Annotated in this window: 6 protein-coding genes; all 6 read left to right on the top strand. The window is 70.0% G+C overall.

Features of this window, described 5'->3' with window-relative positions:
- A partial coding sequence (locus WYM_RS15195) for an FHA domain-containing protein (RefSeq protein ID WP_019181703.1) occupies nt 1-245 on the top strand: 245 nt, incomplete at its 5' end.
- An 18-nt stretch (nt 246-263) separates the two neighbouring features.
- Nucleotides 264-1,502 (top strand): PP2C family protein-serine/threonine phosphatase, encoded by a 1,239-nt coding sequence (locus tag WYM_RS15190; RefSeq protein ID WP_019181702.1) that lies wholly within the window; start codon nt 264-266, stop codon nt 1,500-1,502.
- The gene (locus WYM_RS15185; protein WP_019181701.1) at nt 1,499-2,896 is read left to right on the top strand and encodes an FtsW/RodA/SpoVE family cell cycle protein; all 1,398 of its coding nucleotides are present in this window, start codon (nt 1,499-1,501) and stop codon (nt 2,894-2,896) included. The genes WYM_RS15190 and WYM_RS15185 overlap by 4 nt, the downstream gene beginning before the upstream one ends.
- Before the next feature lie 84 nt (nt 2,897-2,980).
- Complete coding sequence (locus tag WYM_RS15180; protein WP_019181700.1) at nt 2,981-4,444, top strand: peptidoglycan D,D-transpeptidase FtsI family protein; 1,464 nt, start codon at nt 2,981-2,983, stop codon at nt 4,442-4,444.
- On the top strand, nt 4,441-6,183 hold the full coding sequence (locus WYM_RS15175; RefSeq protein ID WP_040569408.1) for a serine/threonine-protein kinase: 1,743 nt from the start codon (nt 4,441-4,443) through the stop codon (nt 6,181-6,183). The genes WYM_RS15180 and WYM_RS15175 overlap by 4 nt, the downstream gene beginning before the upstream one ends.
- 78 nt (nt 6,184-6,261) lie before the next feature.
- Nucleotides 6,262-7,956, top strand: a complete 1,695-nt coding sequence (gene pknB, locus WYM_RS15170; RefSeq protein ID WP_026059850.1) for a Stk1 family PASTA domain-containing Ser/Thr kinase — start codon at nt 6,262-6,264, stop codon at nt 7,954-7,956.
- Nucleotides 7,957-8,052 lie beyond the last annotated feature (96 nt).

Here is an 8,052-nt window from a genome sequence, read left to right as displayed (position 1 = left end):
AGCTGCCCCTCGGCAACGAGCCGCTGACGATCGGCCGATCGAGCGAGTCCGGACTCGTGGTCCGCGACGACTACACCTCGAGCCACCACGCGCGACTCGTGCTGTGGGGCGAGCAGTGGATGATCCAGGACCTCGACTCGACCAACGGCACGTGGCACGACGGCGCGCGGGTGACCGCTCCGGTCCCGGTCAAGGTGGGTGCTCCGATCAAGGTCGGGGCGACCACCTTCGAGCTGCGGAAGTAGCGGGCGGACCCTTCTCACATGGTCTTCCAGGGCTCGAGCGCCGCCATTTCGCACACCGGCAAGGTGCGCTCCAACAATCAGGACTCCGGTTTCGCCGGGTCGAACCTCTTCGTCGTCGCCGACGGCATGGGCGGGCACGCCGGCGGCGATGTCGCGTCCAGCATGGCGATCATGCGGCTCGAACGACTCGACGAGCCCTACGAGTCGCCCGGCGAGGCGGAGAAGGCGCTCCGCGACGCGATCTCCGACACCGCGGTCGAGCTCATCGACACCGTGCACGTGCGCCCGGAGCTGGCGGGCATGGGCACGACCGTGAGCGCGCTCATCATGGTCGACGACTACGCGGTCATCGCGCACATCGGCGACTCGCGCATCTACCTGTACCGAGACGGCGCGCTCACCCAGATCACCACCGACCACACGTTCGTGCAGCGGCTCGTCGACTCGGGCCGCATCACCCCGGAGGAGGCGCGGTACCACCCGCGCCGCTCGGTGCTCATGCGCGTGCTCGGCGACATGGATCCCGATCCCGAGCTCGACACCTTCATCATGCCCACGCAGCCCGGCGACCGCTGGCTGCTGTGCTCGGACGGCCTCTCGGGCGTGGTCGACGACGCCCACACGGCCAAAGCGCTCTCGCTCGGGCTCGCGCCCGGCCGCACCGCCGACAGCCTGCTGAAGCAGGCGCTCGACGGCGGCGCCCCCGACAACGTCACCATCGTGCTCGTCGACGTCGGAGGACAGCATCCGCTCTTCTCGGGCACCCCGACGATCGTCGGCTCGGCGTCGAATCCGGTCGGCGTCGACGTGCCCGCCGCCCGCCCCGGACGCACGAGCTGGCTGCACCCGAACCGGCAGGCGGCGAACGAGCCCACCCACTTCGAGCCGGCCGCGGAGTTCCTCGAGGAGCTCATCGAAGAGGACCGCCGCCGCGCGCGTCGCCGTTCCCTCGGCTGGATCGCCGGCGTCGTCCTCGTGCTGGCGCTGCTGGCAGGCGGACTGTGGATCGGCTACCAGTGGACGCAGACGCGCTACTTCGTCGGCGCGGACGAGGACACCGTCGTCATCTACCGGGGCGTCCAGCAGAACATCGGGCCGATCTCACTCTCGACGCCGTACGAAGACACCGACATCCCGCTCGAGACGCTCTCGGACTTCGCCCGCGCCACGGTCACGCAGACCATCTCGGCGAGCTCCCTCTCAGATGCGCGGCGTATCGTCACGAGCATCAGCGACACGGCGGAGGGAGGCGGATGAGCGGCGCACCGACCGGGCAGGCGACCGCCCCCGTCTCCACCGACACCGCCGTGGTGCGGGCGCTCCGGCGCATCCGGGTGCCGCAGACGCAGCGCAACCGCGAACTGGGACTGCTGATCTTCGCATTCCTGATCAACGGCTCGGCCGTCGCCCTCGTGCAGCTGGGCGCGATCGGCGCGATCGACTGGACGTTCCTGGTCTACTGCGGCGGTCTGACCGCCCTGGTCATCGCGCTGCACATCGTGCTGCGGCTGCGCGTGCGCGCCGCCGATCCGTTCGTGGTGCCGATCGCGACCCTCCTGACCGGCGTCGGACTGGCGATGATCTACCGCCTCGATCTCGCGGCGGATCGCCACGGCTGGAACGCGTTCTCGACGCGGCAGCTGGCCTGGGCGGCGATCGCCCTCATCGCCGCGATCGCGGTGGTGCTGTTCCTCAAGAACTACCGCGTGCTGTTCCGCTACACGTACATCTTCGGGTTCGTCGGCATCGCGCTGCTGGTCCTGCCGATCATCCCGGGTCTCAGCGGCGGCGGTAACGCCGACGTCTGGGTCGACGTGGGCTTCTTCACCTTCCAGCCGGGCGAGCTGGCGAAGATATCGCTCGCGATCTTCTTCGCCGGGTACCTGGTTCGCACCCGCGAGAGCCTGACCTCGACCGGCACCCGCTTCCTCGGCATCACGTGGCCGCGAGGACGCGAGCTCGGCCCGCTGCTGGTGATCTGGCTGGTCTCCCTCGGCATCATCGTGCTGCAGCGCGACCTGGGCACCGGTGTGCTGATCTTCGGGATGTTCGTCGCGATGCTCTACGTCGCCACCGGAAAGACGAGCTGGGTGCTGATCGGCGTGGTGCTCGCCGTCTCGGGCGCCTTCCTCGCATCGCGCGTGCTCCCCTACGTCGGCGCCCGGTTCACCAACTGGCTCGACGCGTTCAACCCGGCGCGCATGGACAACGAGAGCTTCCAGCTCGTCAACGGCCTCTTCGGCATGGCCCACGGCGGGCTGATCGGCACCGGCCTCGGGCAGGGCCGGCCCTACCTCACCCCGGTCTCGGAGAGCGACTACATCCTCCCCGCCCTCGGTGAGGAGCTCGGTCTCGTGGGCGTGTTCGCGATCCTCGCCCTGTATATGGTCTTCACCAGCCGTGGCATCCGCATCGGCCTCGCCGGGCAGGACGACTTCGGCAAGCTGCTCGCGACCGGCCTGTCGTTCACGATCGCCCTGCAGGTGTTCATCATGGTCGGCGGCGTGACGCGCATCATCCCGCTCACCGGCCTCACCACCCCGTTCCTCGCCGCCGGCGGCTCGTCGCTCGTCGCCAACTGGATCATCGTCGCGCTGCTGCTGCGCATCTCGGATGCCGTGCGCAGCCGTCCTCGGGTGGTGATCGGCTGACATGGCCCTTCGACAGGCTCAGGGACCGGCGCTGGAGGCTCAGGGACCGGCGCGCAGCGGACTCCTCACGCGAGGAGGTACGGCGTGACCAAAGAACTCAGGCGTCTCAGCATCCTGATGCTGATCATGTTCCTCGCGCTGTTCGCGTCGACGAGCTGGATCCAGATCCTGCAGGCCGACGCGCTCGGCGCCAACCCGGCCAACAAGCGCACCCTGTACGACTCGTACGAGGTGCAGCGCGGGTCGATCATCGCGAGCGGGTCGGCCATCGCCACGTCCGTGCCGTCCAACGACGTCTACAGCTGGCAGCGGGTGTACACGGATGCCGCGATGTGGGCTCCCGTGACCGGTTACATCAATCCCGCTCTCGGGTCGACCTCGCCCGGCATCGAGCGGGCGATGAACGGCGCGCTCAGCGGCACGGCGGGCTCGCAGTTCCTCTCTCGCGTCGAGCGGATCTTCACGGGACAGCCGCCGCGCGGGTCGAACGTCGTGCTGTCGCTCGACGCCGAGGTGCAGCGGGCGGCCTTCGAGGCCCTCGGCGGGCTGCAGGGCGGCGTGCTCGCGATCGAGCCGTCGACCGGCCGCGTGCTGGCGATGGTGACGAGCCCGAGCTACGACACCAACACGCTGGCGTCGCATGTCAGCAGCGAGGTGAACGCCGCCTTCGACGCGCTGGAAGCCGATCCGGGCAAGCCGCTGTCGAACCGAGCGATCGCGGGCGACCTCAATCCGCCGGGCTCGACCTTCAAGCTGGTGGTCGCCTCGGCCGCTCTCGCGTCGGGCGAGTTCACGCCGCAGTCGACGCTTCCCAACCCGGCGGCGTACCAGCTGCCGCAGTCGAGCAGCCTGGTCTACAACGCCAGCGGCGGCACGTGCGGACCGGGTGAGACGGTGACGATCGCCGATGCCCTGCGGCTCAGCTGCAACATCCCCTTCGCCGAGCTGGCGGTCGAGCTGGGTGACCAGGCGATCCGCGACGAGGCTGCGAAGTACGGCTTCGACCGGTCCTTCGACCTGCCGCTGACCTCGACCGCGTCGAGCTACCCGCGCACCATCATGGACGACGCGCAGACGGCGCTCAGCGGCTTCGGGCAGGGCCAGGTCACGGCGACACCGCTGCAGATGGCGATGGTGTCTGCCGGGATCGCGAACGAAGGAGTCGTGATGAACCCGCGCATGGTGGACCGCGTGATCGGACCCGATCTGTCGGTGCAGCAGGCGTTCGAAGACACCGAGTTCGGCCGTGCGCTGGACGAGGACGTCGCGAACGAGCTGGTGTCGATGATGGTCGCCAATGTCAGTGACGGCGCGGCGTCGGGTGCAAGAATAGACGGGGTCGACGTGGCCGGGAAGACCGGTACCGCGGAGAACGGCGCCGGTGATCCGTACACACTGTGGTTCACCGGGTTCGCGCCCGCGGAGAGCCCGCAGGTCGCCGTGGCCGTCGTCGTCGAAGACGGTGGCGGTCAAGGACAGTCGGGCAGCGGCAACACCATCGCCGCACCCATCGCGAAGAAGGTCATGGAGGCGGTGCTGGGCAGATGAGACCGACGCAAGGTGTGACCTTCGGCGGCCGTTACGAACTCGATTCGCGCATAGCGATCGGCGGCATGGGCGAAGTGTGGGAGGCGACCGACCACGTCATCGGACGCACGGTCGCCATCAAGATCCTCAAAGACGAATACATGGGCGACCCGGGATTCCTCGAGCGCTTCCGCGCCGAGGCCCGCCACGCCGCGCTCGTCAATCACGAGGGCATCGCCAGCGTGTTCGACTACGGCGAGGAGAACGGCAGCGCCTTCCTCGTGATGGAGCTCGTCCCGGGCGAGGCCCTGTCGACGATCCTCGAGCGCGACGGCTCGCTGTCGACCGACAAGACGCTCGACATCGTCGCGCAGACCTCGCTCGCACTCCAGGCCGCGCATGCGGCGGGGCTCGTGCACCGCGACATCAAGCCCGGAAACCTGCTGATCACGCCCGACGGCCGCGTCAAGATCACCGACTTCGGCATCGCCCGCATCGCCGACCAGGTGCCGTTGACGGCGACCGGCCAGGTGATGGGCACGGTTCAGTACCTCTCGCCCGAGCAGGCGTCGGGGCACCCGGCATCGCCCGCCACCGACATCTACTCGCTCGGCATCGTGGCGTACGAGTCGCTGGCCGGCAAGCGCCCCTTCACCGGCGAGTCGCAGGTCGCGATCGCGATGGCGCAGATCAACGAGCAGCCACCCCCGCTGCCTGCGACCGTCGCCACCCCGGTGCAGAACCTCGTCATGGCGATGATCGCCAAGAAGCCCGAGGATCGCCCGGCGTCCGCCGCCGCCGTCGCGCGTGCCGCCACGGCGCTGCGGCGTGGTGACGTCGCAGGCGCCGCTGCGGCAGTGCCGGCGATCGCGGGAGCCGTCGTCGGAGCGGATGCCGCCACCCAGCTGCTCACGGCCGGTGGTGACACCCAGGCCGCGACCCGCATCCTTCCCGCCCCGGATGAGCCCGGAGCGGAGGAGGAGCCGGTCGAGACGAAGAAGCGCAGCCCGTGGACGTGGCCGCTCATCGCGCTCATCGCCCTGCTGCTGCTCGTGCTCGCCGGAACGATCTGGGCTGTCGTCTCGAGCCAGAACAACACCCCCGATCCCGGACCCTCGACGCCGTCGAGCAGTGCCAGCCGCACGCCGTCGAACACGCCGACGCCGGAGCCCACCGAGGAGCGGGTAGACGTGGGCTCGCTCGGACTCGTGGGCCTGAACTGCGACGACGCGGGCGCGATCCTGACCGAGAACGATCTGGTGGCCGACTGCCAGACGGGCAACGCCGCGCCGACCGAAGCCGAGCAGGGCATCGTGTACGCGGTGAACCCCACGGGTCGCGTCGAGCCCGGGACCACCATCTCGCTCACCGCCTACGGCTCGCAGGTCGCCATGCCGGCGCCGGGCAACCCGACGCTGGACGCGGCGACGGTCGCACCGGGTGGCTCCGTGGGAGTCAGCTGGCCCGGCTACACCTGCCCTCCCGGGGAGGGATCCCCGAGCGCGTACAACTTCACGACGTCGGTGGGCACGTTCCCGAACGGCCAGTCGACCTCGGCCTTCGGCGGCTCGGACCGGAACTCGCAGATCACGGTGCCCGCGAACGTCACCAGTGGCACCGTCATCGTCACGTACACCGTCACCTGCACGGGCGGCCCTTCGGGTGACCGCACGTCCGGCGCGTCGGGCGAGGCGACGGCGACGATCCAGCCCGCAGCGACGCCGACGCCGCAGGCCGACGCCGACGACGACGAGGGTTGAGCGGTCGAGCGGGCCGCACTGACATGCGGCCCGCTCGCGCTCGGATAGTCTGGCTGAAGTTCCACGCAGGGGGTGACCGTGACAGCTGAGCCGCGCGTGCTCTCAGGGCGCTACCGCGTCGACGAGCCCATCGGCCGCGGCGGCATGGCCAGCGTCTATCGCGGCTACGACCTCACCCTCGGCCGCGAGGTCGCGATCAAGATCCTCGATCGCGAGCTGGCCGACGACAACGCGTTCCGCACCCGGTTCCGGCTCGAGGCGCAGGCCGCCTCGCGCATGGCGCACCCGACGATCGTGCGGGTCTACGACGCGGGCGAAGATTCCCTCACGGGCCCCGACGGCGTCGTTCGCCCGGTGCCCTTCATCGTGATGGAGCTCGTCAAGGGGCGGCTGCTGAAGGACATCATCGCCGAGGGTCCGGTCCCGGTGACGGATGCCGTCCGCTACGTCGACGGCATCCTCGAGGCGCTCGAGTACTCGCACCGCGCCGGCGTGGTGCACCGCGACATCAAGCCCGGCAACGTCATGGTGACCGACGCCGGGCAGGTGAAGGTCATGGACTTCGGCATCGCGCGCGCCGTCTCCGACAGCTCGTCGACGGTAGCCGAGACGACGCACATCCTCGGGACCGCCGCGTACTTCTCGCCGGAGCAGGCCAAGGGCGAGCCCGTCGATGCGCGGGCCGACCTGTACTCGGCGGGCGTGGTTCTCTACGAGCTGCTCACCGGGCGCCAGCCCTTCCGCGGCGAGTCGCCGGTGGCGGTGGCCTACCAGCACGTCAGCGAGGCTCCGATCCCGCCGTCCGAGGTCAACGAGACGGTGCCGCGCGGCCTCGACACCGTGGCCCTGCGCGCCCTGGCCAAAGACCCGTTCCAGCGCTACCAGGACGCCGCCGGCTTCCGGCAGGCCCTCGACGCCACCGTCGACGGCCGGCAGCCGACCAAGCGTCAGGTCGGGGCCCTCACCAGCGAGCTCTACGGACCGAACCCGCGCCAGGCGGCCGAGACCGCCCGGTCGCTGCGCCAGCTCAGCACCGACACCACCATGAAGCGCACGCAGGCCGGCCCGCCCGTCGCGTGGATCTGGGCGGGCGTCGCACTGCTCGCCGTGCTCCTCATCTCGCTGCTGTTCTGGGTGCTCTCGATCCAGCCGCGCGACGACCTGCCCGCGGGTGTCCGGCTGGTGCCCGACGTGAGCGGCATGACCTACGACCGCGCGAACGAGACCCTCGCCGAAACCGATCTGCTCGCCAGCCGCGCGGAGGAGGAGAGCACCGAGGTCGCCGAGGGCAATGTCATCCGGACCGATCCCGAGGCCGGAACCTCGGTCGCTCCCGACCAGGTCGTCACCGTCTACGTGTCGACAGGTCAGGAGATGTCGACCGTGCCCACCCTGACAGGGCTGGGGCAGGATGCGGCGACGGCCGCCCTTGCCGAGGCCGGACTCGCGCTCGGCACCATCACGCAGCGCAACGATCCCGGTCTCGCTGCGGGCACGGTGATCTCGACCGATCAGACCGAGGGAGCCGAGGTGCCGTCGGGAACGACCGTCAACCTCGTCGTCGCCTCGGGGCGCGTGACGATCTCGGACGTGCGCGGCTACACCGTCGAGGCGGCGACCCGCGATCTCGAGGAGGTCGGGCTGACGGTCCTCACGCAGGAGGACCCGAACTGTCCGGCGGCCTCCCCGCCGACTGTGTCGTCGCAGTCGCTCGCCCCCGGCGACGTGCCCGTCAACTCCGAGATCACACTCGCCTTCTGCTCCGGCGCCTGACCCCCCGGTCCCTGAGCCTGTCGAAGGGCCGACCCCGCGGTCCCTGAGCCTGTCGAAGGGCCGACCCCGCGGTCCCTGAGCCTGTCGAAGGGCCGA

The sequence above is a fragment of the Microbacterium yannicii PS01 genome (assembly GCF_000304335.1).
Taxonomy (GTDB): Bacteria; Actinomycetota; Actinomycetes; order Actinomycetales; family Microbacteriaceae; genus Microbacterium; species Microbacterium yannicii_A.
Note: the sequence above shows the minus strand (reverse complement) of the source record. Positions and strands in the feature narration are given on the sequence as shown.